The organism is Mastigocoleus testarum BC008, from assembly GCF_001456025.1.
Lineage (GTDB): Bacteria > Cyanobacteriota > Cyanobacteriia > Cyanobacteriales > Nostocaceae > Mastigocoleus > Mastigocoleus testarum.
This window is the reverse complement of record NZ_LMTZ01000113.1, coordinates 1-26,003: the sequence shown is the minus strand read 5'-3', so window position 1 is coordinate 26,003 and position 26,003 is coordinate 1. Positions and strand designations below refer to the sequence as shown.

26 protein-coding genes are annotated in these 26,003 nt (G+C 34.9%); 15 read left to right on the top strand and 11 right to left on the bottom strand.

The window, feature by feature from the left end; all coding sequences use genetic code 11:
* Window positions 1-404 precede the first annotated feature (404 nt).
* The 5 genes from BC008_RS28235 (at window position 405) to BC008_RS47680 (ending at window position 3,742) form a co-directional block, all read left to right on the top strand.
* Window positions 405-806: a GFA family protein gene (locus BC008_RS28235; protein ID WP_058184101.1), complete on the top strand. Its 402-nt coding sequence runs from the start codon at window positions 405-407 to the stop codon at window positions 804-806.
* Window positions 803-1,009, top strand: coding sequence for a hypothetical protein (locus tag BC008_RS28230; RefSeq protein ID WP_058184095.1), 207 nt, complete (start codon window positions 803-805; stop codon window positions 1,007-1,009). Before BC008_RS28235 ends, BC008_RS28230 begins: the two co-directional genes overlap by 4 nt.
* Window positions 1,010-1,072: 63 nt before the next feature.
* A complete protein-coding gene (gene hemJ / locus BC008_RS28225) occupies window positions 1,073-1,657 on the top strand; it encodes a protoporphyrinogen oxidase HemJ (protein WP_027842182.1) in 585 nt (194 codons plus the stop codon).
* A 1,116-nt stretch (window positions 1,658-2,773) separates the two neighbouring features.
* Window positions 2,774-3,208 (top strand): ArsR/SmtB family transcription factor, encoded by a 435-nt coding sequence (locus BC008_RS28220; RefSeq protein WP_235595948.1) that lies wholly within the window; start codon window positions 2,774-2,776, stop codon window positions 3,206-3,208.
* Between the two features lie 183 nt (window positions 3,209-3,391).
* The gene (locus tag BC008_RS47680) at window positions 3,392-3,742 is read left to right on the top strand and encodes a hypothetical protein (RefSeq protein WP_058184094.1); all 351 of its coding nucleotides are present in this window, start codon (window positions 3,392-3,394) and stop codon (window positions 3,740-3,742) included.
* 276 nt (window positions 3,743-4,018) lie between these two features.
* Here the strand turns inward: BC008_RS47680 and BC008_RS28210 are convergent, their stop codons facing one another.
* The 5 genes from BC008_RS28210 to BC008_RS28190 all read right to left on the bottom strand — a co-directional run bounded on the left by BC008_RS28210 (window position 4,019) and on the right by BC008_RS28190 (window position 8,768).
* Entirely contained in the window at window positions 4,019-5,164 is a 1,146-nt protein-coding gene (locus tag BC008_RS28210; RefSeq protein ID WP_027845475.1) for a sensor histidine kinase, read from the bottom strand.
* A 106-nt stretch (window positions 5,165-5,270) separates the two neighbouring features.
* Window positions 5,271-5,675 (bottom strand): hypothetical protein, encoded by a 405-nt coding sequence (locus BC008_RS28205; protein ID WP_027845474.1) that lies wholly within the window; start codon window positions 5,673-5,675, stop codon window positions 5,271-5,273.
* Window positions 5,676-6,173 carry a Rab family GTPase gene (locus BC008_RS28200; protein WP_027845473.1) on the bottom strand — a complete coding sequence of 166 codons (498 nt, stop codon included), beginning with the start codon at window positions 6,171-6,173 and terminating at the stop codon, window positions 5,676-5,678. It abuts the gene before it with no gap.
* 13 nt (window positions 6,174-6,186) lie between these two features.
* Window positions 6,187-7,971 (bottom strand): OmpA family protein, encoded by a 1,785-nt coding sequence (locus BC008_RS28195; protein ID WP_027845472.1) that lies wholly within the window; start codon window positions 7,969-7,971, stop codon window positions 6,187-6,189.
* 191 nt (window positions 7,972-8,162) lie between these two features.
* Window positions 8,163-8,768: a coiled-coil domain-containing protein gene (locus BC008_RS28190; RefSeq protein WP_027845471.1), complete on the bottom strand. Its 606-nt coding sequence runs from the start codon at window positions 8,766-8,768 to the stop codon at window positions 8,163-8,165.
* Between the two features lie 769 nt (window positions 8,769-9,537).
* On the opposite strand from BC008_RS28190, the gene BC008_RS28185 reads away from it, so the two are divergent.
* From BC008_RS28185 to BC008_RS47675, 3 genes are all read left to right on the top strand, one after another.
* The gene (locus BC008_RS28185; protein ID WP_027845470.1) at window positions 9,538-10,035 is read left to right on the top strand and encodes a GNAT family N-acetyltransferase; all 498 of its coding nucleotides are present in this window, start codon (window positions 9,538-9,540) and stop codon (window positions 10,033-10,035) included.
* 145 nt (window positions 10,036-10,180) lie between these two features.
* Window positions 10,181-11,230 (top strand): Bug family tripartite tricarboxylate transporter substrate binding protein, encoded by a 1,050-nt coding sequence (locus tag BC008_RS28180; RefSeq protein ID WP_201026189.1) that lies wholly within the window; start codon window positions 10,181-10,183, stop codon window positions 11,228-11,230.
* 954 nt (window positions 11,231-12,184) lie between these two features.
* Window positions 12,185-14,212 carry a calcium-binding protein gene (locus BC008_RS47675; RefSeq protein WP_058184092.1) on the top strand — a complete coding sequence of 676 codons (2,028 nt, stop codon included), beginning with the start codon at window positions 12,185-12,187 and terminating at the stop codon, window positions 14,210-14,212.
* 422 nt (window positions 14,213-14,634) lie between these two features.
* Here the strand turns inward: BC008_RS47675 and BC008_RS28170 are convergent, their stop codons facing one another.
* Window positions 14,635-15,777, bottom strand: coding sequence for an ARPP-2 domain-containing protein (locus BC008_RS28170; protein ID WP_036266728.1), 1,143 nt, complete (start codon window positions 15,775-15,777; stop codon window positions 14,635-14,637).
* Between the two features lie 130 nt (window positions 15,778-15,907).
* Here BC008_RS28170 and BC008_RS28165 point away from each other — a divergent pair, with 130 nt between their 5' ends.
* Window positions 15,908-16,264: a four helix bundle protein gene (locus tag BC008_RS28165; protein ID WP_027844890.1), complete on the top strand. Its 357-nt coding sequence runs from the start codon at window positions 15,908-15,910 to the stop codon at window positions 16,262-16,264.
* On the opposite strand, the gene BC008_RS28160 is transcribed toward BC008_RS28165, so the two are convergent.
* The gene (locus BC008_RS28160) at window positions 16,261-17,691 is read right to left on the bottom strand and encodes a hypothetical protein (RefSeq protein ID WP_027844889.1); all 1,431 of its coding nucleotides are present in this window, start codon (window positions 17,689-17,691) and stop codon (window positions 16,261-16,263) included. The genes BC008_RS28165 and BC008_RS28160 overlap by 4 nt on opposite strands.
* Before the next feature lie 504 nt (window positions 17,692-18,195).
* Window positions 18,196-18,558 carry an alr0857 family protein gene (locus tag BC008_RS28155; RefSeq protein ID WP_027844888.1) on the bottom strand — a complete coding sequence of 121 codons (363 nt, stop codon included), beginning with the start codon at window positions 18,556-18,558 and terminating at the stop codon, window positions 18,196-18,198.
* A 1,060-nt stretch (window positions 18,559-19,618) separates the two neighbouring features.
* On the opposite strand from BC008_RS28155, the gene BC008_RS49765 reads away from it, so the two are divergent.
* Together BC008_RS49765 and BC008_RS28150 are read left to right on the top strand one after the other, a co-directional pair.
* Window positions 19,619-19,768, top strand: coding sequence for a hypothetical protein (locus BC008_RS49765; RefSeq protein ID WP_161938171.1), 150 nt, complete (start codon window positions 19,619-19,621; stop codon window positions 19,766-19,768).
* A gap of 994 nt (window positions 19,769-20,762) precedes the next feature.
* On the top strand, window positions 20,763-21,173 hold the full coding sequence (locus tag BC008_RS28150) for a DUF4278 domain-containing protein (protein WP_027844887.1): 411 nt from the start codon (window positions 20,763-20,765) through the stop codon (window positions 21,171-21,173).
* A gap of 540 nt (window positions 21,174-21,713) precedes the next feature.
* Here BC008_RS28150 and BC008_RS28145 read toward each other — a convergent pair.
* Entirely contained in the window at window positions 21,714-22,886 is a 1,173-nt protein-coding gene (locus tag BC008_RS28145; protein WP_027844886.1) for a hypothetical protein, read from the bottom strand.
* A gap of 13 nt (window positions 22,887-22,899) precedes the next feature.
* Between BC008_RS28145 and BC008_RS28140 the strand changes: the two genes are divergently transcribed.
* The gene (locus BC008_RS28140; protein ID WP_027844885.1) at window positions 22,900-23,517 is read left to right on the top strand and encodes a glutathione S-transferase family protein; all 618 of its coding nucleotides are present in this window, start codon (window positions 22,900-22,902) and stop codon (window positions 23,515-23,517) included.
* 133 nt (window positions 23,518-23,650) lie between these two features.
* Here the strand turns inward: BC008_RS28140 and BC008_RS49760 are convergent, their stop codons facing one another.
* Window positions 23,651-23,815: a hypothetical protein gene (locus BC008_RS49760; protein WP_161938170.1), complete on the bottom strand. Its 165-nt coding sequence runs from the start codon at window positions 23,813-23,815 to the stop codon at window positions 23,651-23,653.
* Between the two features lie 25 nt (window positions 23,816-23,840).
* Here BC008_RS49760 and BC008_RS49755 point away from each other — a divergent pair, with 25 nt between their 5' ends.
* On the top strand, window positions 23,841-23,984 hold the full coding sequence (locus tag BC008_RS49755) for a hypothetical protein (RefSeq protein WP_161938169.1): 144 nt from the start codon (window positions 23,841-23,843) through the stop codon (window positions 23,982-23,984).
* Window positions 23,985-24,273: 289 nt separating this feature from the next.
* On the opposite strand, the gene BC008_RS28135 is transcribed toward BC008_RS49755, so the two are convergent.
* Window positions 24,274-24,534: a metal ABC transporter solute-binding protein, Zn/Mn family gene (locus BC008_RS28135; protein WP_058184091.1), complete on the bottom strand. Its 261-nt coding sequence runs from the start codon at window positions 24,532-24,534 to the stop codon at window positions 24,274-24,276.
* 101 nt (window positions 24,535-24,635) lie between these two features.
* On the opposite strand from BC008_RS28135, the gene BC008_RS28130 reads away from it, so the two are divergent.
* Complete coding sequence (locus tag BC008_RS28130) at window positions 24,636-25,370, top strand: metal ABC transporter ATP-binding protein (RefSeq protein WP_027844884.1); 735 nt, start codon at window positions 24,636-24,638, stop codon at window positions 25,368-25,370.
* A complete protein-coding gene (locus BC008_RS51600) occupies window positions 25,364-25,771 on the top strand; it encodes a metal ABC transporter permease (protein ID WP_235595947.1) in 408 nt (135 codons plus the stop codon). Before BC008_RS28130 ends, BC008_RS51600 begins: the two co-directional genes overlap by 7 nt.
* Window positions 25,772-26,003 lie beyond the last annotated feature (232 nt).

The following is a 26,003-nucleotide window of genomic DNA, read 5'->3' as shown; positions in this document are numbered from 1 at the left end:
TTTGATTTAAGTTAACTTAAGTTTAGTGATTTTGACTTCCCAAGGTAGATTCTGAACTAATAAGAACTTGAATATTTTAACTTTCCAAGAAACTAAAGGCGCAAGCATAAATACTCTACCATCAAGGCTTCGACGGTAAAGACTTTAAGTTACTGAGAAGTAAAACATATATTTTAAAAACTAAATAGCACTACACTTTGGATGAGAGAGATTTTTGTACTGTGTTACCTTTTTCTAAATTGGATGCTCCAAGCCGTCAGCTAAATACTGGTAAATTAAATGCTGGGAACTGCAGACTTAAACGTTTATTATCCCAAAGATATAAATTTCTCAAAAAATCTTGCTTTTTGAAACTACGTAGGAGTAGGTTAAAAACGATTGCAACCTTATTTGAGACTTGTATTATGGTGAGTGCTAACCAACCAAAGATATATACAGGTGGATGTCATTGTGGTGCTGTTCTCTTCAAAGTCGCAGTGGAAAAATACCAAGTAGATGAATGTAATTGCTCAATTTGTCAAAAAAAAGGATTTTTACATCTAATTGTTCCGTGCAATAAGTTCACTCTCCTCAAAGGTGAAGAAGTTTTAACAACTTACACCTTCAATACTGGTGTCGCTAAACATAAATTCTGTAAAATTTGTGGGGTGCACTCATTTTATATCCCCCGCAGTCATCCAGATTGTATTGATGTAAACCTACGTTGTCTTGATGGAAACCCGATTTCAGATTTCGAAGTTACACCCTTTGATGGAGCAAATTGGGAGCAAAATATTCAGAACCTGCGTTCCAGGAAGACGTTATGAGAGAATTGATGCTTGGGAGTTGGGCATTAGAAATTGGGAAGCGACTAAGAACACTATTCACTACGTTAGCAGTGCGGGCGTATACCAATTACCAATTACCAATCACCAATTACCAATTACCAAAATCAATCGTAACTTTGCACTTCTTTATATTTTTAACAGCAATAACAGCAATTTCCGTGAAGCATTTTGGCGTACCCTAATTGATATGACTCGCAGGAATTAAAGAACAAAAATTATCGAGCGTTTGAGCAAGGGGAGAACTTATGGCATATTCCTGGTTTAAAGCATTTCATATCATTGGTGTGGTAGTCTGGTTCGCCGGCTTATTTTATTTAGTACGTTTGTTTATCTACCATGTTGAAGCCGAGCAAGAAGCGGAACCAGCCAAAAGCATCCTAAAAAATCAATACCAAATTATGGAGAAACGGCTCTATAACATCATTACCACTCCTGGAATGGTAGTGACTGTAGGGTGTGCTATTGGTTTATTAGTTACCCAACCTGAGTATCTAAAGCAGGGTTGGCTGCATGCTAAATTAGGTTTTGTCGCTGCTTTACTGTTCTATCATTTTTATTGTGGACGCTTAATTAAGCAGCTAGAAGAAAATACTTGCAAATGGGGTAGCAAACAACTACGCGCTTTAAATGAAGCACCCACAGTTATGCTATTGGTGATTGTATTGCTAGCTGTGTTTAAAAATAGTCTACCGACAAACGCCACAGTTTGGGTAATTTTTGGTTTGATTATTACAATGGCTGCGACAATTCAACTTTATGCGAAAAAACGTCGCCAAGATAAAGAAAAATTAGCAGCCCAATTAACACAAATCCCTCAGGAGCAAGCTTAAAAATAGTCATTGCTTTTGGGGAAAATTTGAGGAAAATTCGGGGAAAAAACCTAATTACAAGCTAAAAAAAGGAAAAATTGCCTTCATAAAATCCATCGCGTTCTATCATGTACGAGAATTATGGGTATTCTTTTTTAACTGTATAGCTATTTTTTAGTTATCCTCAGAAAGTTTAGAGACGTTGCGTCACAGCAGCGTCTCTAGGAATTATTCCAGAAAAAAATCTAAGTTCAAAACTTTATCCAAGCCGATTAAATTTTGTATTTTTAGAGTAATAATTCTGAAGATAAGTAAGTAGGCGAGAAAAAAGTAAACTATGTAAATAAATATAAAATATCTGTATTTGGCTAGTAGTCGCGCTTTAGCGCTAAAGCGCTATTACAAACAAGYTATGATTTTTCTTACTAATGTACTTGGTTGGGTACAAGATTCACATTGAACAAATAAACAAGGCTGACGGCTTGAATAAATATTCAAGTACCAATTTGGAAAAATAATGAGACAAATATATTTTGCAGAGACCTTGCACGCAAGGTCTCTACAGAAGRATCTGTTGCAATGATTTATTGAATCGGTGTAACAAAGAAAATGCCAAAATATAGATTCTCCCATACTTTATATTGATTTATTGTGCGGTGCATGAAGACTAAAGTCGCGAGCACAGGCTGAAAATAGAATATTTAAATCTATGAGAAGTCCCCATTGAAAACTGTAAAACTGAAAACTTTAGGGGTATAAGTTTTAATTTTACAGAATATATATGTAAATTATCGCCAAAAAAATACACATTTTGTAGAGATTCATAATAAATTAAGATATAGGCGTTAAAAATTATTTCTAACCTCTTATCTTTAGTTCTAGATCGAAATGCGTTTTTCGGTTCCAGAACTATACGTTTTATCGGGCGACGAATTGGGTAAAAAAAACCAGACATTTCAGTAACTGATACTTGGTGGCAAGTATTACTTTACTCTTGAAGATGTCATCTCAACGTTGCCCTAATTTACAGGTAAAATGATTCATAGGGACTATGGATAAACCTATTTTTTCAAGATATGATTGGGATACTATAAAGCCAAATACTTACAGGCAGAGGGATTGAATGCATCATATTAAATGATGCTTAATAACAGTCATATTAATGTTTGCGTAACATTAGAACTGATTTTTTTTCTGCTAACATCAGGGCAAACGTATTATAAGGAACCAGTAAGAGAGGAAAATATCCAACCTTCGCGATATTATGATGACATGGAAAAGAAAGATGTATTCAAAGTTCTCGCTAATGAAACAAGACTTCAGATACTTCAATGGTTAAAGAATCCCGAAGTCCATTTTCCATCACAAGGGATAGATACGGCTAGAGTTGGTGTTTGCGTTGGTGACATTCAGAAAAAAACTGGTTTGGCTCAGTCCACAGTTTCTCATTATTTATCCATGCTCGAAACAGCAGGTTTGGTAATCTCAACCCGTCAAGGGCAGTCAACTTACTATCGCCGGAATGAGGAAGCTTTTTCAGAGTTTGCATCTGTAGTCGCCAATGAGCTATAATCCTTAAGGACTAACTCGTTCAAGACATAATTTAGCTTTAATCATAATTAGCCTGATACATATCTCATTACTTGATGTATTTTTGTAAAATTTTGTATATAAATCATTAAATATCTCTATGGCATGTATTTAAGTGTTAGACTTAGATAGTATTTTGCTAAGTCTGCTTAGGGGTAAACTTTATTGGTTTTTGTTGATCGTAGCTTCAAACCGTTTATATCGATTTATTTCGATATTTCTAAATTTTGTACGGTCGTGAAGCGTTGGCGTAGCAGAAAACCCAAGTTTGAATATGGAGAATTGAAAATGCTGGCAACCTGTTTGGTTTTATTAGTTATCGGGATTGGCTCTATCTGGGGAGGATTAAAGCTCCAAGACGAGATTCTTCGAATTGCAGCGATAGTAAGTGGATCGATATTGTCAATATTAGGGTTTATTTTAGCCCCTTCTTTGTTGAAGTTTTTCCTTATATTTCCTTTGATTGTGCTTGTCATGAAAATGGATAAATTTGATGCCGCACAACAGAAGTTCTAGTATACAAAAAATATTAATTGAAAAGGAGTGGAATTAATCCCATAGACTATACCTATTAGCAGAGACTCTTTGTTATGGGGAGTTTTTTAAGCCATTGCACCCTTTGAAGATGACTTTAGCAAAACAAAAAACAGAAAATCTGGATATCTGCAGGTAAAAAAGATATTACAGACAGCTTTAGCATAGCCTAATTTTCAAATTAAAGGCATTTTAAATGTGCAGAGACGTTATGGCGTAACGTCTCTGCATATTTTTTGAATTTAAATTTTATGTTTACTATGCAGATGCTACTTTTGGCAAACGAAACCAAAAACAAGAACCACCTTGCGGACGAGGAGAATAACCAATTTTACCTCCCCAACGCTCAATTGTAATTCGACAAAAATAGAGTCCTAAACCAGATTTACCCGATTTATCTTTTCCTTGATAAAACTTTTTAAATAAACTGTGAGTTAATTCTGAGGGAACACCAGATCCTTCATCCTCTATAGTCACAACAATATATTGTTGATCTTGTTGTAAACTAACAATTACAGTAGAATCTGGATAACTATAGCGAAAAGCATTCTCTAACAAGTTTGAAATCACTCTTTCCAAACGAGAACGATCGCCAACTACTTTCCAATTAATGTTTAAGTCGATATTAGCTGCTAGCTGAATGTTGATTTTATTAAGTGCAAAAGTTGGGGCTAATAGTTCAATTATCTCCTGAGTAGTTGTGAGTACATCTGGTGCATGAATCGGATCGGTGTAGAATTGTTCTTGAGAGCTAACTTCCGAAGAAAAAGCATTAAGTATTTCCCTAAGGAGCATTTCCTGCTTAATAGATTGTTTTCTCCCTGCTTCTAAGTGCTCTTTCCCTTTTGGCGTTAAATTTTCTAATTCTAAAAGCGCTAAACAACAATTAATCCCACTTAGTTGACCAGCTACATCATGAATTAAGCAATGAATTAATATCTCTTTTTTTTGGTTCTCTTTAATAAATTGTTGATAGTTAAGTTGATTTTCCCTAGCTTTTTGAATGAACGATTGTTTTTCTTGGTAAGTATCTTCAAGTAATTCAACTAATAATATTTTGCGTTGCTCGCTCGCTTCGTGCATCTCCTGTGGGGATATCACAATTGCAGATGCTTCTAAATAGCATTCCGTTCCGAGTAAATCTTGCTGAATCCAAAAGCCAGATTTAAGTGGTCGATTGTGAGGATTTAACCAAAACTCTTCAGCATCAATTAAAAAATTTTCTAAAAAAGGAAATTCTTCTTGAGGAATAAATATTTTTTTGCCAATATTTATATTGCGTTCGCAGAAGCGGGTTAACCAATTTGGTACATTTCCAGTAACTTTAAATAAGCCAATATCTAGTCTCTCTAACACTAGAATATTTAAGGCGGCTAAAATGTCAGTTGTAATCGAATTTGTCATAGTTATTTCATGCCGCAATTGTAGGATCGGAGCATTATGATATTTGTACTGATTTTGAGCGTAGAGAGGTTAATTAATAACTATAATTTATGTGTGCTTTAATATTTTAGGTGTGCCTTAATATTCTACGAAAATTTTCTTCGATTAACTTGGAATTATTAATCTGCTGCTGAATTCTTCTTACATGATTTTCATCCCACATAGCATCTAAAAATAACACCCAATCCCCCTGTGCAGAGGGGAAAAGATGTACATCTGCACAAATTCCCTTCTCAGTTTTCACACAGGGTAAGAATAAAGGGAAATCATCTAAAGGTAACAACCCTTCTAAAAAAAATACTTGTTGACCGATATCTTTTCCCCATTGTAAATCTGTGATTCCATAAACTGATAATTGTCCTCCCCAATCAGATAAGCAAGCTTCCTTATTAGTTAAAAGATAAGCAAGCGAGCGATTTTTGATCGTAAAATTAATGATATAATCTGTAATATCCGTGGGGATTTCTATCATTTATTCCTCCAACATTTTCTGTGCCAATGTTTGAAAAATATCTTCAACTCCCAGACCATTTTTAGCACTGGTCTCGATCGCAGTCCATCCCTTTTGAGTTAAACTACTTACTTCGTCTCGATCTATTTCCCACTCATCTTGCAAATCAGATTTATTGAGTACGAGAATAAATGGTTTTTTACCAATTGTTGCTTCTACTCTTTGCTGTAAATCTAAAGCTTTTTCTAAAGTCTGATTGCGGGTACCATCAACAACAACAAGATATCCAGATGAACCTCGCAGGTAAGAAAGTCTGAGTTTTTGAAAATCATCTTCTCCATAAAGGTCCCAAATAATCAAATTGAGATCCCGACCTTGAATATTCAATAATTTTTTATCTATTTTTACACCTACAGTTGTGAGATATTTTTCTGAAAAAATACTATAAACAAACCGCGAAACTAAACTAGTTTTACCTGTTGCAAATGCACCAACCATGCAAATTTTTTTCTGGAGCATATGGCATACTCCTTTATTCTTTGGGAACCGTAATAGACACTTTAAAGGATACCCTTATATTTGCTTTTTCCATATCTTTCTGTGTATTTATTTTTATAGATTGATTTTTTAGAGGTCGGGCTGAACCAACACCAATTGCGCGAATCTGACGAATTTTAATTTCTTGATCATCAAGATATCTGAGAATTTTTTTCGCTCTATTTTCACTGAGAATAATATTTGTTTTTTCATCTCCTTTTGTATTAGCATGTCCAATTATCCGAATGCGTGCTGTACGATTTAAGTTTTGAGATGTAGTGAATAGTTTTTGGAAATCAAGTTTGAGTTTTTCTAGTTTCTTACCCTGATTTGGTAATAAATTGGTCGTTCCTTCTTCAAATAGAATCTTTGTTTTTTCGATATTTCGTTTGGATGAATTTAATTGATTGAGTTCGCTAGAAATAAGATTTACATCGTCAAGTTTATTTATTCCAGGAATAAAACGCCATAGTTGTCTCAACTTTAAAATCCATTCATGTGATGCTGAACCTTTCGCTTGAAGCAAGCCATTTTCGTTGACTTGTAAAGACGTTGTGTCTGGTGGTTCGAGTATTTTTTTTGCTCTTCGGGTCATTAATTCTGCTTCAAGGGATTGGTAAGCTTTCAATTGAAAAATAACTTCTTTGGGAGCAAAATTTGCTTTTTGGAGTAAAGTTTGAGGTTCCACTGCTAATGGGTCGCGCATTCCTGAGACTATAAATTTACCACCCTGCCGTTCGCTTTTTATAACTACAATACCTGGTTGCTTGTTCAATTCTGTAATTAGAGAGTTTCGACGAACTAGATCTATAACTGCAAAAAAGCTGAAAGTTCCCAAAATTGCTGCTATTATCCCTAGAAATATCCAAGCATAAGTATATTTTTTTTTGCTTTCAGATTTGTAGTGAGACTTCAGACAAGCTTCTAAATAAGGTTTACTTGTAATAAAAGTATCGGTTTCACCATCAAAGTCATTTAACTCATCTGCGAACTTGAGATGGATTTTTTCTATAGCTTCCTGAAACACACAACGCAATTCCTGTGGTGTGTTACCCCGCATTACTCCTGCAACGAAACCCAATGGACCTTCTTCGATCCAGATATTGAGATCTCCTAATTTTAGCGATTGTAACCCATCTCCCCGAGCAACATTAAAGGAATCTTGAACAAAGTCTTCTATTGCTGTTAGCATAGCCGACACAAGTTCTGGGTCCTGGGTTGCTACCTGTGGAGCTACTACATGTTGCAATAGTAAACCCGTTTGTTTGTGAATTAGGAATACTTGTTCTACCTGAAATATTAAAGTCCGCAGCAAAACAATTTCTGCAAATGACTTACCAGTACGTTTTGCTTCCCACCTCCACTTAAAACTTTCCGGAGATAAACTATGCTCCAAGGTTTGATTTAAAGATTGAATCATCTCTTCCAAAGCCGTTGCAATCGCTTTGCGGGTAGCTGGAGCAATAATTGGGAAAATAACTTCGGAAAGGGTGTTAATATCTTGCTTTACCGAACCTTGGATCGCATCTTCAACCGTGCGTATCATTGCTTCTCCTAGTTGTCGATCCTGCTTAGACCGCAATACTACTGCTTCTGGAAGCAACTTGCTCACATCTTCTGGTTGAATTTCGGGGTTTTCGAGTCTTTTGTACAAATTATTCAGTTTGGATTGTTCGATCCCCAAGAGCAAAAGCCGAAGTTCGTTAAGTTCGTCACTATCTAAGTCATGATGATTATTTGGAGACTTTTTCCCCAACTCATTCATCGAATAGTCACTCACCACTTAACCCCCTGATTTGCCAAGCTTTTCTAGTCACCTTGTATTCTGTATGTTTCAAAAATATTACGATAATATTGCAGTGTTGAAATATTTATGCATAGTAATTATGCACGTAAACAGCGTAAGCGTATAAAGAAGATAGGCATTTAAGAAACAAAATTTAAGAAACGAGCATTATTTCACTTAAGCAGTTATTTTTGTGAATTTAATTGAATCGCAAGTTCTGCAAATAAAGCTGCTAAAGTATTCCGATCAGTTTTTTGATTGCGCAATTCTTGGTTTTCTCTTTGTAACAAATTCAAAATTTCTTCATATTTTTCCCGAATATCATCTTGAAGAGTCTTAGATTGTTGAAGAATCTGTTCGCGCAATTCTCTCTGATTACTAGCAGTTTCTTCATCAAATTGTGTCAATTTATTTTCTAAAGCATTAGTAATATTTTTATATTCTTCGTTTAATCCATTTAATGCTATTTCCCGTTCATTTTGTTCTGTTTTTAATCTTTGTGCGATCGAGTCAATTTCTTGTTTTATATATGCTTCTAGGGCATCGAGACGTTTATGGGATTCAGAACGCAATCTCAGACATTCTCTTTCTATTTTTTCTTCCATGCGAGCAAATCTTTGCTCTACATCCTGTAACTGTTTACCAAATAAAATATCTCTAACTCTAGCTAAATTATTGTTGTCGCTAATAGTTGAATCTTTCAATTCGGACTTTTGATTATCCGAAATTAATTCTGCTAATTGTGGAGTTAGATTATTGGTAGTACTTAGTTGAATTTCTGGAGGGTTCATAATTATGTATTCCTTTGTAATTTAAATAGGTTGTAAAGTGCTTCCATTAAATATCTTAGCAAGCTCTTAATCTAAGAGTAAAATAACACCCAAATATCACTTTCTAAGGTATAAAGTTAACTAATTACAATAGATATCATTTTCCCCAAGAATAAAATTAAAAGATTTAAATAAGAAATTCTAAAGTAAAGAATTACCTGAAAATATTTATCCTGGTGAAAAGTTGATTGGTTGAAATAGATGCTCTAATTTTATTAAATTTATTCAACAATAAATTTTAATCAAGATAGTAATACACCTACTGAAGCAATAGGTATAATTTATTGCCATGTAGTTCGCGGTACCAAATAAAGGAAGTAGTGGTACCAGTGCATCCCAATAAATTTCGACATGATTGCGTTACACCTTGATATTACCGTAAAATCCTATTAAGTCCTCTGCCACAGTATTGACTTTTTGTATACTGACGACTAAATAATATTAATGACCTTGAAGATTGTTACACTTTCTTGCTAGGAGTGAATTGGGAACATATTCAGAGAATTTATATTTAGCAGTATTTTTTTATTTTATTGAAAATTATTTATTGAAAATTATATAAAAATAACAATTCTAATTTTTGAAAAAAGAATAATTAGCGGCACTCAAAACTTAGCAGAACCAAGAACAGGGAATAAAATTGTTTGGGTTTAAAATGTAGTGCTATGTGTGTCGGTGCGGACGCTAGTCTAAAGTCCAGTAAAATAACTTAAAACTTATAAGAGTGCTAATGGCAAATATCCGTTACGCCACAATTAACGACCTCGCTGTAATTGTGAAAATTTACAATGCTTCTATCCCGAGTCGTATGGCTACAGCTGATTTAAAGCCAGTTTCTGTTAACAGTCGTCGTGGTTGGTTTGAGTTACATTCACCAACCAAACACCCTATTTGGGTTATAGAAGTTAATGATATGGTTGCTGGGTGGTTAAGTTTTCAGTCATTTTATGGGCGTTCTGCCTATGATGGTACAGCAGAAATTAGTATTTATATCGCTTCAGAATATCATCGTCAAGGCTTAGCAAAGCAGCTATTAGCGAAAGCAGTTAAGTATAGTCCCAACTTGGGCTTACAAAATCTCCTTGCTTTTATTTTTGGTCATAATCATCCAAGCTTGAATTTATTCGCACAATTTGGCTTTCAAACTTGGGGAAGATTACCGGGAATTGCATTGATGAACGGTATTGAATATGACTTGGTAATTCTAGGTTTGCGAGTTGAATCCTAATCTTTAAGCTTGAGGTGATTCGGGAAATTTGCCTGTCCTCCTGTTTACTCACTATAAGTTGTGAAAATAACAATTAGCGTATAAAATATGTTGTTTACTTTATTACTCTGAAGTACGTAGTTTACAGCGCTCAGGAGGTTGCTAGATGAACATCAAGAAAATATTCATGCTTTCACTGCTGGGTATTGGGACTTTTACCGTAGCATGTAGATCTACTAACGATGTTCGTAAAAGTGCTGTAAAAAGTGGAACCAGTACCCAAGCAACTACTCAAACTGATAATGAAGCTTTGGTTTCAAATTGGCAACCAGAAAAGAGAATTGAATTTATAATCATGGCTGGTAAGGGTGGTGGGGCTGATAAGATGGCTCGATTCATGGGAAAAATTATTGAGGACAATAACTTATCGTCTCAACAGTTTGTCCCTATTAATAAACCAAATAATTCCGGTGCTGAAGCTTTACAGTACTTGCAAAATGCAGAGGACAAGAACCATACTATTTTAGTGACTCTTAATAGTTTTTATACTACTCCTTTACGTAATCCAGAACTGGGTATTGATATTTATAGTTTTACTCCTATTGCTCGCATGGCGGAAGATTCTTTTGTTTTGTGGGTTCACAAAGATAGTGGAATCAATAATTTAGAAGAGTTTGTAAAAGCAGCAAAAACAGCTGGTGAAAAATGGCAGATGGCTGGTACTGGTAGAGGACAAGAGGATCAAATCATTACTAATTTCTTAAATAGTAGCTACGATTTGAATATTAGCTATCTACCTTTTAAAGGGGGTGGTACTGTTGCAAAACAGTTAGCGAGCAAACAAGTAAATTCGACGGTGAATAACCCCTCTGAAGCTTTGAGTTTTTACGAAAAAGGTATTTTCACCCCACTTGCTGTTTTTACTGCAGAGCGCTTAGCTAGATTTCCTGATACGCCAAATTTTCAGGAAAAGGATCAAGATTTTGATTATGACATGCAGCGCAGTATAGTTGGTCCTCCAGGGATGAGTAAAGAAACTGAAATTTATTACCGAAACTTGTTCAAGAAAGTATATGAATCTCCAGAATGGCAAAAGTATATGAATGATAAAAGTCTCAAAGGTAATATCATTTTTGGTGATTACCTGAAAAGCTACTGGAAATTTCAAGAAGAGAAGCACAAGCAGTTACTGAAGAAAGCAGGGGAAATTAAATAGAAAATAAAAGGTGTTGGTTGCATCATTGTGGCATTAATTCGAACTTGAAAGAATTGAAAATTTATTTATAATTCAGCAAAAGTCTATTATTTGCAACGCCCAAAATTATTCTTCATAACAAGAATATGAGATCATTTTACTTCAAAGTATTTTTACTTGAGTATTTATATATTTTTTATAAAAATTTTACAATATGAGCTAAGTATAAGTAACTCCAAATAAATTGAATTAAGTTATCAAGATTTTTACTGAGCACGAGTATAACCCTTAAGAATATTGAATTCAGCATAAGTCGAAGATAAACTCAGATTTGAGATTAGAACGGGAAAAGTTAAACTCCAACGAAATTCGGAGGTTTTAGGAGTTTAAAGAAAATATAAAGGTTCTTAATAGCACATTATTATTAATTCCTTATGAGATATCATGCAAATAACAGGAAGACTGAGAAATAACATCTATCAAGTCTTTCAGAAAAGATACTTTACATTTAATCTTGATAGCTCTCAACTAGGGATGTATCATCGCTCGGTTATTACTGTTTAATTCAATATTTAAGTCGTCAAATCTTGTATATTAATATAATTTATGACTGATGAAGATATTAGTAATTTCATCTGGTGATTTTTTGTAGCCAGTGTAAATTTAGCCATGATTGATTATTACGTAAATTTAACCAGAAGTTATTATTTTGGTATTCTGTTAAACAGTATTACAGCATCTTTAATCCTCCTAAATCCTTCTATTATTTAGGTATTTTGCGTAAATAATAACAGTTATGTTGCTAAATTTTTGGAATTTTAACTCTTCATATTGAATTAGATATTAGTTGAAGCATCAAGCATTAATTCAATAGACAATATTTATTGTATTTATCCGAATAAAGAACGATTCGCTATGACCTGAGAAATCCAGCGAATCGTCTTGCCAACCTACTCTATAAGGATTGACATAACTATGATACTAAATGGTGGACCTAATAACGATTATTTGATTGGTAGCAATAATGCAGATTTAATTTCTGGTAAGGATGGTAAAGATACTCTTGAGGGTGGAAATGGTAATGACACTCTCGAAGGTGGTAAAGGTAAAGATAATCTGAATGGTGGAAATGGTGATGATGTTCTCGAAGGTGGAAAGGGTAATGATATTCTCAATGCTGAGAATGGTAATGATAGCTTAAGTGGTGGAAAAGGTAATGACACTCTTGATGGTGGGAACGGTAATGATAATCTCGAAGGTGGTAATGGTCGAGATTATCTTGAAGGTGGAAACGGTCACGATCGCTTAAGTGGTGGTAATGGAAATGATCGCTTAAGTGGTGGTAATGGAAAAGATACCCTTGAAGGTGGAAAGGGTAATGATACCCTTAATGGTGGTAATGGTAATGATAGCTTAAGTGGTGGTAATGGTAATGACTTGCTCGAAGGTGGAAAAGGTCATGATACTCTAAATGGTGGTAATGGTGATGATACCCTCGAAGGGGGAGATGGTAAAGACTTGCTAAATGGTGGAGATGGTAATGATTCTCTCGATGGTGGGAATGGTAGAGATATTCTCGAAGGTAGCAAAGGTAACGATATTTTAAATGGTGGTAATGGTAAAGACACTGCTGATTACAGCCAACTAACTGAAGCAATTACCCTTGAAGCTGTTGGTGTGGTTAACAAAGGTAGTTTGGGTTCCGATCAAATCGTGAATATCGAAACCATCATTGGTGCGACTGGTCAAGACAATAAAATTGATGGTTCCACAGGTAGAAGTGGAGTGACATCTTTCAATGTTGATTTGTCCCAAAACAGATTGACTGTGAGAAATATTCCTGGTTTTGGTAATGTTAAGTTCGCAGTCGAGAATTTTGTTAATGTTACCGGTACCAGTCAAAACGATAAGATTACCGGGAATGCACAGGATAATATCCTCATCGGTGGTGGTGGTAACGATTTCTTTGGTGGTACTGCTGGTAACGATACCCTGAATGGTGACGATGGTGGTAATGACACCGTTGATTATACTGGTTTAGGTCAAGCTATTACCCTTTCACCTACTGGTATTGTCCAGAAAGATGGTGGATTAGGAAGCGATGAACTGGTCAGAGTTGAGAGAATTATCGGTGATGCAAATCAAGACAATACTATTGATACTTCAGGTACAGGAAATCAAGTTTCCGTTAATGTTGACCTCGCTGCAGAAACTTTGCAGGTTAATAATATTCCTGGAGTTGGTACTCTCAATCGAACTGTTGTTAACTTTGTAAATGTTGTTGGTACGACTCAAAACGATAACATTTCTGGTAACCAACAAAATAATACTCTTACTGGTGATGCTGGTGATGACTTGTTTGGTGGTAGTGCTGGTAACGATACAATCAATGGTGATGATGGTAACGATACCATTGATTACACTGGCTTGGGTGAAGCTATTACCCTTTTACCTACCGGTATTATTGAGAAAGATGGTGGTTTAGGAACCGATAATCTCTTCAGAGTAGAGAATATTATCGGTGATGCGAATCAAGCTAATACCATTAATGCATCCAGTGCGGGAAGTCCAGCTTCAATTAATGTTGACCTCGCTGCAGAAACTTTGCAAGTTAATAATGTTCCTGGGGTTGGAACTCTCAACTTTAACGTTGTTAACTTTGTAAATGTTACTGGTACTGCTCAAAATGACGATATTACTGGTAACTCCGAAGATAACATTATCAACGGTTTTGGCGGACAAGATGTATTAACCGGAGGAACTGGAGCAGATACATTTGTCTTAGGAGAAAGCGGTAGTATTTTCTATGATGATGCTGGTCTTTTAGATCTTGCAAGTATAGAAGATTTTGTTTCTGGCGAAGATAAAATTCAACTTACTGGTAGTTTAGGTGATTATTCTTTCCTAAATTTAGGTTCTACCAATCTGATTATTTCAGGTAACGATCTCATTGCATCTGTCAATGCTACCATTGATACTGCTAATGATATCGTGTTTGGGTAATTGTAAGTAAATTTAGTCTTAATTCGAAATACTGCTGAAAAAATTACACATCACTCTTAAATCTTAATTTGATTATTGCACCTCACCTTGTGGGGTGTTTTTATATTAGGGTCTCTCACAACAAAAAAACTCTATAGAAATTTGTCAAAAAATATCTTCAATAATATTGCACAAATCATTTTTTAATTGATAAAAATTGGATAAAGGGTCAATGTATCAAAACCCTTAGTAATAAACCTTATGCAGATATGAATATCACTGATGTTAAAGGTTTAACAGAAGTTGAAAAAAGTAACCTCAAAGCATTAGGCGCAATAGATAACAACGAAACGCAGCAGTAAACTTAGTGGATGATATCTCAAAACTATCCGGTCGATTAAACCGAGAAAACCAAAATAAACCATAAATAATATAAATAACTTCTACGAACGACGGAACTTTTTATGTACTTTCTCCCGCACTTGTTGATTTAATAAATACCCAAAACCTACCCTTTCTAAATTAAGCACAAGTTCTTCACGACTATTATTTAAAGCTGCGGCTGTTGCATCAATATTCCAATCATATTTAGCTAATTTACTTAATAAATAAATGCGCCTAGTTTGTGCTGCCATTAAACGATAGCTTTTCAAATATTCTAATTCACCATTATCCCGAATTATAGCTTCACCAATATGATTTTCTGCTTTAAGTTCTAAATCCGTAATAAATTTTTGTAAGGTGAATGGTCCCGCAGTATAAGAAATTTTAGATTGTAACGGACGTTGTAAAAGTCCCCCAGCCATGAAGCCTTGAAAAGATGACCATTCAGAACGCATCTTTTGAATTGCTAATCTCAAAGTTTTCAAATCATTGATATCAGAATCATTTACAGATAACTCCATCGGAAAAGTAGTTTTATAAAGTAAGCCGTATTGATATAGCAAATCGCCATAAAAATCTTCCAACAAACTAGTATGTAATAGGCGATAATCTTCTGGAGTGGGAACCACAAAAGCTGATGCTAAAGCTTCAGCCACAAATACTAAAACTCCCACCTGTTGATCGTGAATTTCAAATACCCGTAAAGCTTCTTCCAAACCAGAAATATATTTTCCACTCACAGCAGTTTCATAACGAAAACCAAGTCCGTGGGAAATTGCATATTTAGAATACTCTTCCCAAGCGATATCGGGACCAGAGAAAAACATAGAGAGAAAACCTTCCATCGCCAGATGCAAAGGTAAAAACCGCAATTGATTTTTTGCTTCCCGTTTCCGCATGCGATGTAGTAAGCCTACCTTAGCACAGCCTAAATCATAGTGTTTCCCATCTTTAATAATCTGTGCTTCCAAAGCCGCAACAGGAGAACCATCATCAGTCCAATTAATAATTAAAGCATGGGGAATATAAGAAATATATCCAGCATTTTTTTCTACAGAAACAATCGTCAAATCATCATCATAAGAACGACGAAATAAACGTAAATCGCCTCGTACTTGATGGCGTAATAAGGGGACAATTCGTATTGATCCCCATACCTGAGAAGGAGCTATTTCTAAACCTTGAAGCGAGATATCAATCATCAGTTATCAGTTATCAGGTGTCAGTTAATACTTTGCTAATAGTTTATGGCTAACGCTATGCCCTTACGGGCTAGAGGTGTCAGTTATCAGTTATAACTTAACAGTTATTATTCATCAGTGCTCGGTGACAATGAACAGCTTAGTTTATGAAAAAGCATATAAATTTGCTATCCGGATTGTTAAAGCTCACAAATATCTGACTCAAGAAAAAAAAGAATTTATTTTATCAAAGCAATTAATTAGAAGTGGAACATCAATTGGAGCTAACCTCGCAGAAGCTAACGGAGCAATTTCAACAGCAGACTTTTCTGCTAAAGTTTCTATTGCATATAAAGAATGTTTAGAAACTAAATATTGGCTTTCTCTTTTAAAAGATACAGGATATATGGAGATAAATGCCTTTGATAGCATATACAAAGATGCAGATGAAATTGGAAAAATACTTTTCTCAATCCTAAAGAAAACAAGAATAACTGATAACTGTTAACTGATAGTTGATAACATTATTTGAACTCTTTTTTCCAAATATTCTTCTAGTTCTGAATATGAACTTCCACCTGATGCAAACCTAGCGAAGCTTATTACTGTTGGTAAATCTTCAGCGCTTCTTAATCCAACTGTAGGAATATTTGGACTTAGCGATCGCAACGAAAAATCATCAGAATTAAAAACTGGATTACAATGAATAACTGAGGTATTTTGTTTGGGGTCTATTTGCTCGCAGTAAATACGCAATACTTCCGCAGCACCTTGGGGTGGATCATTCTCATAACCGTCAGAAATTATTATTACTAAATCTGGATTTAATTCCAAAGCATCCAATAAAGGTGTTGCTAAATCGGTTTGTCCGCGAGGATGTACCAATAATGGATCTTGTACGGGTACTGTCCAAAAAGGATGATATTCTTCAGATGCAACTTTAAATAAATAATGAGCAGCTAAAACTATACCTAAAGGACGACGACGTTTTTCTGAAGAACCGGAACTTGAATAACTACAATCTAAAACTACTGCAACTTTCCCCAGTTTAAAAGGTCCTTGTTTTAAAGTTTTTTGAGCGGAGTTAATCAATGCTCGATTGAGAATATCCCATTTTTGACGCCGAGTTTCCAAGGATAAGGAAAGAACATATAATGCCAATTTAGTTAGAGGAAGACGACCCAAATTTAAGTCAATCTTGACTTCACTTGATTCTGCTGCACCTTGAAAGCGTAACTTCTCCCCTAAAGTCATGCGTTCTTGAATTCGAGATAAAAATAGATCGCGGGGAATTTTATGTTTTGTTGCTAAACCTTCAGCAACCGTGAAAGGAAGTTTATAAATAGCTTCAGTACTAAAGTGAGCTTGGCGAAAATTTTCGAATAACTCAGTTTGATACTCTTTCTTTTCCCAGTTACGAAACAAAAAACTATTTAATTCACCCTGGAGTTTGAGGTGAGTATGGCATGCGATCGCTCGCATTTTTTTGCGATACTTGACCGCATCAAAACTCACATCACGGCGTTGTTGGAGATAATCACGAGCGATCGCGCGGCTACGACGATTATTAATTTTCCTATGTTGCAGTTGTTGTAATACTCCCCAAGCTCTTTGAGGTGGTAATTTTTTTAATGCAGTTGCAATAAGTGTACCTTCTTCTTGCTTGTATTCTGGAAGGGTATGACGTCCTGTTGCTAACAGCTTTAAAATTATTTGTGCTTGATTGAAATGATTAATACCCGTCGCTAAAGTCCGAGCATATAGCAAACGGTAATTACCTAAAATATATTCGTGTAAAAAATCAATCGATACCCTTTGACCGTAAGCGCTATCATAAAATTCTTTTTGTCCGGTACAGGTGACACAAGCATTGATGAACATCACCAAATCTTCTCGCGCTACCTGTTCCAAACGTTCTTCAGATCTAATAGACATCAACAATAAAAGTTTTAACTCGCAACTACTAACTGCTAACTGATAACTGTCAACTGATAACTGTAGCCCGTAAGGGCGTGGCGTAAGCCAAAACTGTTAGCGCCTAGCGGTTAGCGTACCGTAGGTATTGCGTGCGCGACCTAGCGTAAGCGTACTGTAAGTATTGCGCATTAACTGTTAACTGTTAACTGTTAACTGATAACTGAAAAGGGGTGCTGTTCGGGGAAAGGCGGTACGACTAGCTAGCACAATTTACAAGATTGGATTCGGAAGTCATACCATAGTCCCGCAAACAGCAAGACTAATATACAAAAAAAATTCCGTCTTTGTGGGAATTATGTACTTATTTCAAGATATGTGGAGGCGATAGTCTACAGCGACTTCCTACGGGAGTATCCCCTTAAATCGCACTGAGGTTTTAGGTTAGGACATTTACCTGTTCCCTGTTCTTCGTTCCCTTCTTTGTGAAAGATAACGTCCTAACTTACATACTTACTGCTATATCTAAGTATGACAAAGTTGTAAATTTTGTTGCATTTGCTCGAATAGAAGCTCGGTTGATTCTTCAAGATTTGTTACGAAAATACCAACTTCACTTTCTGGATCCGATGTTAACCATAATCCTTCGAGAACAACTTCCACTAAATCTTCATCGCAACGATATAATTCGACTCGATTTTCTTGCTCGAGGTTAAACACTTGAGGTACATATTCTCCGGCTAAAAGGAAAGATGCGCTACTTGATTCTAGATGTATTGGTGTATTACTTCGTATCGCAAGAGTAACTCTAATATTTACCCATTTCTCTAAAGATTCATCTAAACGCTCTAAGTTAAAATTATTCTCAGTGTAAGTTAGCTTTAACATATCAATTTCTTGAAATCAGCCGTAAATTTCTTTTTGCTGTTCCGATTTCCTTATTCGCTGAAAACAGCTTATTGTAATTTAATTCCCCCAACCTTATCGGAGCACTAATTGTTAAATAGGCTATAAAAGACGAACCTATGCAATTGGGATAAACCATCGAAATGGGAAAAATTCCCGAACTCCTGCTTGGAACTAAAGATTACAATTGTCAGAAGCTTAAAATACAATTTCTCGCTTTGTGTTGGGTCAGGAAATTTTTGATCCTAGAATAAATATATAGTACTCATGAACTACTGAGCTATTATACACAAGATATGACGTTCGAGATGAAATAATATTGTGCTAATAAGTAAAAAACTGTAAAGATTTGAATCTCGGTGCTGTAGTCCCGCAAACTCAATATACTATAACGAAGATAACGTAGACAAAAGCGAAGCGTCTTCCCTCCCCCCAAGATTAAAATTATCAGTAGAAATTTCACAAATCACGTTTAATGTGAATTAAATTAAGTAACATTAGAATCCTGGTTTAGGTTACGTAAGTGAAATTTGAAATATTATTGCTGGAATAATAAGTCAAAATACCTAAACCTTATGAGGTATATTAGGGAGCATATTAAATTGTAACTAGCAATAATGTATATTCTGCGAATTTCTTTACTACTAAGAAATTACAGTTTTTTAATTTATAAATGTCTGTAGATGTGATAGGACGAATAATATGACAAAAGTCATAAATTTTGTATGACATTTGTCTCTATAAGGAAAATAAAATATAAGTTAAATTACAAATAGTTCGCAAAAAAAAGGTTAATTTTCAGGAAATATCATTAAATATTGCTTGCCTTCAGATACATGACATTAACAAAAGTTATTGCGAATTTGACTAATGCAGGTAGGTCGATACTTGTGAATGGATTATTCAATTAAATTTGCGAACATAATACTACCCAATAGGGTGAAGTCTCGCACAGTCAATTCATCATAAACTGGATTGCAACTAGTTATTTTTAGCTAGTGAAAATGACATTCGGTAGTTAAATCCACTCCCTGACTCGGCAATGAATACAAAAGACAAATCAGAACTGAAGTTAGCTTACCAAACAACTGCGGAAATAGCCTCTGCTATTGCAATTGTATTGAGTGCAGTCAAAGAATATCAGAGTATGGAAGAATTCATTAACAATTTTTTCATCGATAGTAATAATTAAATTAGGAACTTCTGACGATCGCTGTTAACACAACCGAATAATATATATTGCCATTTCATCATTGAGAGACGTAGCGTGCTGCGTCTCTATGTTTCTGTAGTGTGCCTCTAAGAGTATTTTTATAGATGGTGAATCTTAGGTATTTACGTAGTGTGAAAATCAGTTCAATTGCACATATTTGAATTTTTGTGCATTACAAAACTACAACGCTGAGGGAAGATCAAAGAAAACATTTAACTATTTATATTCTTGTTAAATATTATTTAAACTTATTGGTAACATAGTTAATGATTATTAATAATGTTGATTTTCCCTAAAAAATAGTTACAATGGATACAGAAATAAAACCAACATATTTAATGTAATTTTGGAGACTAATTTTAATTTGGATGAATTGTAAAGATGGAAGTGGGGAATTAACTTGAAATTAAAAAATGCCCTGTTGATAAAAGCCTTTCTAGGTTTTCATGAATAGGTAAACTTGCAAGACTCAAAGTAGGCAAACATCAAGCGTGTTTTACCTTCATAAGAAATTGCGTTTGCTCTAATAAGTTAGTTGATGCCTAATTTCAAGCATCTGATTGCAGGCTATAAACTTAATTGCGAAATGCTATAAGGTTTTGCCAAATAAATTCCTATACGTAATTCCAAAAATAAGCTTCTTTTGTGTCCAACACAGAAATTGAAGTTAATTTCCAAATAACTTAATTTTTCAGTAGCTTAATTTCCCGTTAGAATAGTTTCCCGATTAAATCCCGATTTGAAATTACCATCGGGTATTGAGGAAGAATGAAAAATATAGGAGAAAATAACTAGGTCAAAACATAAAAGTTCAAGAAAATCAACTTTATAAGCAAGTATAGGGTTGATGATTTAAGAATTTTTTCAAATTTGGCAGTAAGTCAAATAATTACCTATTCTTCTTTTTCTAGATATTCTCAAACTTAGGCAAAAAATAAAGTAAAAAATCAAAAGTAAAAATTCAGGAGGCTTTATGAAACTTACTTACCGTGGTGTAGCATATGAATACACTCCAATTCCAGTTAAAATGACTCCTGGTAAAGTTGGTGGTAAATATCGGGGTATAGCTTGGAGACATCATCAAGCAGAGTCTGTTCCAATACATCAAAGCTTTGCTCGATTGAAGTATCGGGGTGTTGCTTACTGTATTGGCGAACCTCAAAATATTCAAGAATGGGAAGATGCTGTAACTTTACAAGAGCGTTATACTGCGAGTACTTATAAAGTTAATAATGCCTTTAAATCTAGGGATGAATTAACCAAGACTCATCTATCAAATATCCGCAAGAATTTAGAGCGTCGTTTGCAGCTTGCAAAACAAAGAGGAGATACAAATTTAATTTATTTGTTAGAAGAAGAAGCGAAGCAAATCGCATTTGGCTGATATAACAGAATTTTTTAATTGAGGTGTCGCATACTACTACCCTGTAAAGTTTTAATGTCAAATTTCAAAATGTCTGACATTACAGATTGATTATAGATGGGTAGTATGCAGCATTTCTAGAGAGCTTTGGGAATTTTTATACCTCTGTGAATATAGTTTGTAGCTGGAAAAAGCCGGTTTTTGCTGTGCAATAATCTCTCTAATTAGATTTAGATCGATTTGGTTAGATTCGGGAAAGCCTGGAAAGACTCGATACAGACTACATTAAGTATAAGAGATTATCGTAAGTTGCATTCAGAGTAGTTACAACTTTAATCGTAGCTTGCGGTCTAATTTTTGTTTGACGACGATGACACGCTGAAATTGGCATTTTAAAATTAACTTTGCTCTTTTCTTTATGAAGTTTGTCAATGTTTGCATTAGACGATTAGGCTTTTTGTAGAAATAGGAATAGGGGATAAGAGACAACAAAACCTATACGTGCTTACCAACGGGCTTTAAAGATTAACCCCCAGGATGCGAACGCCTCAAATTTTCGTCTCAACTTATAGATTCAAGAAAAAGAAATAACTCTCCGTGCTTGATATATTTGCTACAAAAAAGTTTTTTCACGATGCTTGGTAAATCATCAATTTCTATATCTTGTGGTTGAAATAATTTATCGCCAATTCTAATAGTTATATCTGTTCTGTTGGCAATATGTCTAAATAGCTTTGCATGTTGCACATAATAACCACGATTGCAAACAATGTATTTAACTCTGTCGTAAGTACAGTGAAATTTACCTGATTTGATAATGTCTAATTTTACGTAGAGACAATCTTCCAAAGATATAGTTTTTGGATCTCGCCATATCTGATCGAATCTTTGGTTAATAAATTCACTCACAGGAGAATCAATATGTAGTTTTAATTGTTGACTCATAGTTGTCAGTTCACCTGAACGGAAAAACGTCACAAATAAATATGGTCTACACATATACATCGCCAAAGATGGAATGTAGTTGTATAACTTTACTTTTAATCTATTTTGATTCCCGCTAAATTTTAACTCTTGAATGATTTTTTGTATTTCTTTTAAGTTAATATAAACATTATTCCTTATGTTAATACTACTGAAATCATTCGATATACCTTGTAGATCTGAGGACCGGGATTCGACTAAATCTCTATTTTCTGGATTGAGTAACAAAATTTCAATTTCGTTATTCTTTTCTGCACACCGAAGGATAGCTTCAGATAATTTTTCTTTATAATTATCATCTTTTAGTAATCCAGCCCAAGTTTCTAATATTCTTACGGTTACTTTGGGTTGAGCAGAAAATCGATTACAGGATTTTAATTGCCGTATTTTAGCAATAAACTCAGATTTATTAAAATAATCTAACTGTACTCCTTGTTGTTTATCTAATTCTTTTAGGCGAATCCAAACAATATCAAATCCGATAAAAGCAAATACACCACCGAGTAAATCAAAGCCTACATTCTTAGAAATATTTGACCACTCTTGGAGATTTATTTCCTCTAACTTAAAAATATAAGGAAATGCTATTAATAATCCGGATATAATTATAAAACAAATAATTACTGCAATCGATGGATCGCGAAGAAAGCGAACTAAATTTCTCAATTTAATTAGTATTAAATTATCGTCTTGGTTTCTTAATTCTTTTTTTTTATTAGATCGTTTAATGTTGGGTAAATTCACGCTCATCCAGATTCTCCTTATGGATAGAATATTGTACTATCATCAGCAATCAAACTTTTCTCGAAAAATTCGCATATTGTTAGCAGAGAAAAATTTAGAATGCGAACTAAAAGCTGTCGATCTCCGGAATAAACCTCCTGAATTTCTCAAGCTTTCTCCCATTGGTAAAGTACCTGTATTTGTAGAACAAGATGGTACCGTGATGTGGGATTCTACATTAATTGCTGAGTATTTAGACGAAACCTATCCAAAACCTAGTTTTTATCCAAGCAATCCTCGGGAAAGGCTTGAATGTCGTAAGTGGGAAGAATTAGCAGATCATTTAGGCGATAACATCATTAATCTGTGGATACTAGATTTGACAAATCACTTGGCTCCCAGTTTTTATCTAACAAAATTAGAAACGACAATAAAGCGTCTTGTACCAATTTTCGATGAAAAATTAGCAAAATCTAAATACCTGTTGGGTAATGAAACATGGACCTCTGCAGATATTTCAGCCTTATGTTCTTTTGGTTACTACAGTTTGCGCTTCAATGAAGATTGGCTTGTGCAATATCATAATTTAAAAAATTGGTTCAATAACTTACACGAGCGCAAATCAGTAAAATCAACGATTCCGATACCTTATCATTAAGATTCTCACCCTGAAGTTAGCTTTCATGGTTCGTATATTTGATAATGACAGTAAGCGTTTAATTCAAATATGGTTCGCACACACAAAACTCTGAAATCATAACCCTTCGTTCCAACAATAGCTTTGAGTGTCTTTATCGCGATCGCCTGGATGCTAAACAATTATTATGTTTTTCTCGGTGAGAAACAATTTCCCTTAGTGGTTGACTCTGTTTCCTATTAATGTAGAGTTTGATGCTGTTTTGCTGAGACTTCGATCGCACAACACTCTCTGAAGCAGCACTAATCCCAAAACTCAATGATAAATAGAGAAAATTATTAGTTATGAATGATAAATCCAATTCATCTTTAGCAGCGAAAATTTTACAAGACCATAAATTATTGCAAAAACTTACCGATAAAGTTTACGAACTGATGTTAGAAGATATACGAAACCAACGCGAGCGCTCGGGAAATTATAGAAAGTAGAGTAAAATACTGGGAATTGATCGGAACCACCCAAAACTTCACCCAGCGAAAGGAAAGATACTCAACTCCAGTTAAATAATCAAAATTTACCAGTAGCTAAACCATTAACTAAAGCATCACTTATTATTGATGAATCAAACTTTCAGCTTTCTGAACCGGTTAATGAATTCTCAGAAGATAAATTAGAAAATAAACTTTATATTTCCGAACAAAAACCAACCTTATCAGATTCTGAATAGCACAAGATTTGGTAGAAATGGGTATACCAAAAGAAGATATCATTCTTGGTTTATATCCAATTTATAAACGTCCTACGGTCTTCTGATTTCGGTTTATAAACATGGGGATCTTGACCCGCACCTATCAAGCATTTGAGGTCAATTGTTTTGCCTGCGACTTGCTTTGTTAAATCGCACAACGCATTTGTGGTTGTGGTCGCAGAGGGACGATTTTTGATTGATGAATTGTTATTAGTAGTAACAGCGCTTCCGTCGTTATTCTCTATATTGGGTTCTGGAATTGTACTGCAGCTGAATAAATTTGTTGCCACAGCTGACAACGTAATTACTTAAAGTTGTAGTTTTTTGAACATTATAGTAACAGTATAATAATTAGGATGATAATTATTATCATAATCATATAGGAGATATCGTGTTAGAGGTAGAGAATTTAGACGTGAATTACCGAGGTACAATTGCCCTTGAGAATATATGCTTTCGGGCTTTACCGGGACAAATGATGGGGGTAATTGGACCCAACGGCGCAGGGAAAAGTACCTTAGTAAAAGCAATTTTAGGTTTGATTCCATCTGCACGTGGACTTGTAACATTTCGTGACCGTAGTCTAAAGAAACAATTAAATTCAGTTGCTTACGTACCACAAAGAACGCAGATTGACTGGGACTACCCAATTACAGTCTGGAATGTAGTGATGATGGCGCGTACCAGACATACGGGGTGGTTTCGCAAACCCAGTCGCCAATCAAAAGAAATTGTGAAATCTGCATTGCAACGAGTTGGAATGTTGGATTTCTGCTCCCGTCAAATCGGTGAATTATCCGGGGGACAACAACAGCGAGTATTTCTCGCAAGAGCGTTAGCACAGCAAGCAGACTTATTTTTTTTTGACGAACCATTTGTTGGTATAGATCGAAAAACAGAAGCAATTATGTTTGATGTTTTTCGCGAACTCAAACAAGATGGCAAGATTTTGATTTTGGTTACCCACGACCTAGGTGCAACCTTAAAAAAATGTGATTCCTTGCTCTTATTGAAGCAACAGATCATTGCTAATGGTTCTTTTAAGGAAGTCATTACAGCAGATAATTTGCAACGTGCTTACGGCGATAGTATTTTATTATTCGAGCAAGAAGAGGTAGCATGTTGAATTTGTTACTGGAACCTCTTAGTTTTGGGTTTATGCGAAATGCCCTTGCAGTAGCGATTTTACTGGGAATTCTTTGTTCCGTTGTTGGTTCCTATTTAATCGTCCAACGTCAGGGATTATTAGGAGATGTAATTGCTCATGCAGTCTTACCGGGACTTGCGGTCGCTCTATTTTTGAGTATAGATATCTACCCAGGTGCTTTTATCTCCGGGACTTTTAGTACATTTATCATTGCTTGGATTGAATCCAAATCTCGGGTCAAAGTCGATGCAGCGATGGCGTTAGTATTTCCCGGTTTTTTAGCATTGGGTATCATGCTTATCAGCGTACTCAAAAGCAAAGTTGACTTACACGATTTTTTATTTGGCGATATTTTAGGCGTTACAGCGAGTGATGTTTGACACACTTTAATAATAATTACAGTTGTGACCTTATTTTTAGTAAAAATTTGTTATAAAGAATTATTATTTTATACTTTTGACTGATTGGGCGCTCAAGCCAGCAGATTACCAGTAAATTTAATTCATTTTGGTTTAACAGCAGCAGTAATACCAACTCTATGTGAAGTTGCATATAACTGTAGAATAAAGAATGAAGAAATAAAAGAAGCAAAAGCGAACAATGGGGCGTCCC

Coding starts and splice junctions, on each gene's coding strand:
- BC008_RS28235 (WP_058184101.1), top strand. CDS start 405: ATGGTGAGTGCTAACCAACCAAAGATATATACAGGTGGATGTCATTGT.
- BC008_RS28230 (WP_058184095.1), top strand. CDS start 803: ATGAGAGAATTGATGCTTGGGAGTTGGGCATTAGAAATTGGGAAGCGA.
- hemJ (WP_027842182.1), top strand. CDS start 1,073: ATGGCATATTCCTGGTTTAAAGCATTTCATATCATTGGTGTGGTAGTC.
- BC008_RS28220 (WP_235595948.1), top strand. CDS start 2,774: ATGATGCTTAATAACAGTCATATTAATGTTTGCGTAACATTAGAACTG.
- BC008_RS28210 (WP_027845475.1), bottom strand. CDS start 5,164: ATGACAAATTCGATTACAACTGACATTTTAGCCGCCTTAAATATTCTA.
- BC008_RS28205 (WP_027845474.1), bottom strand. CDS start 5,675: ATGATAGAAATCCCCACGGATATTACAGATTATATCATTAATTTTACG.
- BC008_RS28200 (WP_027845473.1), bottom strand. CDS start 6,173: ATGCTCCAGAAAAAAATTTGCATGGTTGGTGCATTTGCAACAGGTAAA.
- BC008_RS28190 (WP_027845471.1), bottom strand. CDS start 8,768: ATGAACCCTCCAGAAATTCAACTAAGTACTACCAATAATCTAACTCCA.
- BC008_RS28185 (WP_027845470.1), top strand. CDS start 9,538: ATGGCAAATATCCGTTACGCCACAATTAACGACCTCGCTGTAATTGTG.
- BC008_RS28180 (WP_201026189.1), top strand. CDS start 10,181: ATGAACATCAAGAAAATATTCATGCTTTCACTGCTGGGTATTGGGACT.
- BC008_RS47675 (WP_058184092.1), top strand. CDS start 12,185: ATGATACTAAATGGTGGACCTAATAACGATTATTTGATTGGTAGCAAT.
- BC008_RS28170 (WP_036266728.1), bottom strand. CDS start 15,777: ATGATTGATATCTCGCTTCAAGGTTTAGAAATAGCTCCTTCTCAGGTA.
- BC008_RS28165 (WP_027844890.1), top strand. CDS start 15,908: ATGAACAGCTTAGTTTATGAAAAAGCATATAAATTTGCTATCCGGATT.
- BC008_RS28160 (WP_027844889.1), bottom strand. CDS start 17,691: ATGTCTATTAGATCTGAAGAACGTTTGGAACAGGTAGCGCGAGAAGAT.
- BC008_RS28155 (WP_027844888.1), bottom strand. CDS start 18,558: ATGTTAAAGCTAACTTACACTGAGAATAATTTTAACTTAGAGCGTTTA.
- BC008_RS49765 (WP_161938171.1), top strand. CDS start 19,619: ATGAATACAAAAGACAAATCAGAACTGAAGTTAGCTTACCAAACAACT.
- BC008_RS28150 (WP_027844887.1), top strand. CDS start 20,763: ATGAAACTTACTTACCGTGGTGTAGCATATGAATACACTCCAATTCCA.
- BC008_RS28145 (WP_027844886.1), bottom strand. CDS start 22,886: ATGAGCGTGAATTTACCCAACATTAAACGATCTAATAAAAAAAAAGAA.
- BC008_RS28140 (WP_027844885.1), top strand. CDS start 22,900: ATGGATAGAATATTGTACTATCATCAGCAATCAAACTTTTCTCGAAAA.
- BC008_RS49755 (WP_161938169.1), top strand. CDS start 23,841: ATGAATGATAAATCCAATTCATCTTTAGCAGCGAAAATTTTACAAGAC.
- BC008_RS51600 (WP_235595947.1), top strand. CDS start 25,364: ATGTTGAATTTGTTACTGGAACCTCTTAGTTTTGGGTTTATGCGAAAT.